Here is a 1707-nt window from a genome sequence, read left to right as displayed (position 1 = left end):
TAATTTTTAGGTTACAAAAAGCATAAGTAGGCTTAAGGATAAGTTTCGGTCTTAGATTTTGGGCAAAATCGGGTGTTTATAGAAACATTTTAACATTGTTATCATTAAGTGGGATCATTTATTAAGTCTTGTAAGCAAAGCTTCAATGGTTATAAGCCTATTCTCCAATTGGTCAATTTTTCTTTTTTGTAATTCAATAACTTCCTGTTGTTCCTGTACCGCTTTTACCAAAGGCACCACAAATTCTGCATATCGAAGACCGTAGTGAGAGGTTTCATTTTTAGGTTTATCGACACCGTGAAAATCAAAACTTATTTCTTGAGCGGTTTTTTCCACTTCTTGGGCTATAAAGCCTATTTGAACTTCGGAGGCTTTTTGGGTTTCGGCGTCACTTAACCACGGATTTTCTGAGGCATTGTTGAAACGTGCAATGGCATCCATATCTAGGTTATAAGTGACTGGACGAAGCTTTAAGATAAAATCCAACCCAACAACATTTTCATGTATGTTCTTTTTAAACCTTCCGTCTGAAAGATTGGACCAATTGGCATAACCACCAATACTTGTAATGGAGGCATCGCCAACTCTAGCAATATTGTTGGCGTCAGACACGGCATTATAACCTATCGTTATAGTGTTCGATAAATTGGCATTCGGACCGGAATTATACCCAATAGCTGTGTTCCTAGATCCATCTGTAATAATAGAACACGAACTTCTTCCAACGGCCGTATTGTAGTCACCTGATGTGTTTTGTAGCAGCGCCCCCAAGCCGATTGCTATATTATTATCGCCTGTCGTATTATTTTGTAAACTGCTATATCCTAAAGCACTATTATAACGTCCGGTTGTGTTTTGCCCTAAAGCATTATTACCTATAGCGGTGTTTGAACTGCCAGTAGTATTTTCTGCTAACGCTTTATATCCTACTGCGGTTGCTCCTAATGAATGGGTAATGTTCCGTAGACTTTGATACCCTACTGCTGTGTTTGAGCTGCTTCCCGTAGACAACTCCATGCTTCCCATTCCAATAGCCGTGTTCCATCCTTCTGAAACAGACATTCGGAGTGAACTGCCTCCAACTGAAAGATTATTTACTCCGGTTGTATTAGATTCTTGTGAATAACTTCCTATCGCCATATTATCTGCAAAAGTGTTATTGTGAAGGCTATTATAGCCAATAGCAATAACATCAGTTGGATTGCCAAAATTTTCAAGACTTCCCGTTCCAATGGCAATACTTTTTGAAGCAGAACTTGCGGAGGAAAGTGCATTTGTGCCAATGGCGATGTTGTTTCCTATCCCAGAACCCAACCTTGTTAAGGCATTAGAGCCTATTGCAATATTACTGTCCGATTTATTTTCTTTTAAGGCGCCATTGCCTATAACGATATTATCATCACCATTTATGCCCTGAAAGAGGGTTTGATAACCGATTGCCACGTTTCTTGAACCATTTCTGGTTTGGCTCAAGGCTTGGTATCCAATTCCAATATTTTGGTTATCATTTTGGTCTTCGTTTTCACCGGCTTCGATACCTAAAAAAATGGAGGAACCATCATTGTCGGATTTTCCGTCTATAAGGTCATTGATCTTTTCTGCTCCAGAAGATAAGCTTGTCCAATTACTCCCATCAAAAAACCAAAACCCGGCGGTATTGTCGATTTGATAGACCAGCAATCCCGTAGCAGGTGAGGAGATTGCCGT

1 protein-coding gene is annotated in these 1707 nt (G+C 39.7%); it reads right to left on the bottom strand.

Annotated elements, in window-relative coordinates:
- Window positions 1-114: 114 nt before the first annotated feature.
- Window positions 115-1707, bottom strand: a 1593-nt coding sequence (locus JS40_RS00030; RefSeq protein WP_034257559.1) for a tail fiber domain-containing protein, incomplete at its 5' end; no start/stop codon positions are given.

It is taken from the genome of Altibacter lentus (assembly GCF_000746845.1).
Classification (GTDB): domain Bacteria; phylum Bacteroidota; class Bacteroidia; order Flavobacteriales; family Flavobacteriaceae; genus Altibacter; species Altibacter lentus.
This window is presented reverse-complemented; position numbering and strand designations above follow the sequence as displayed.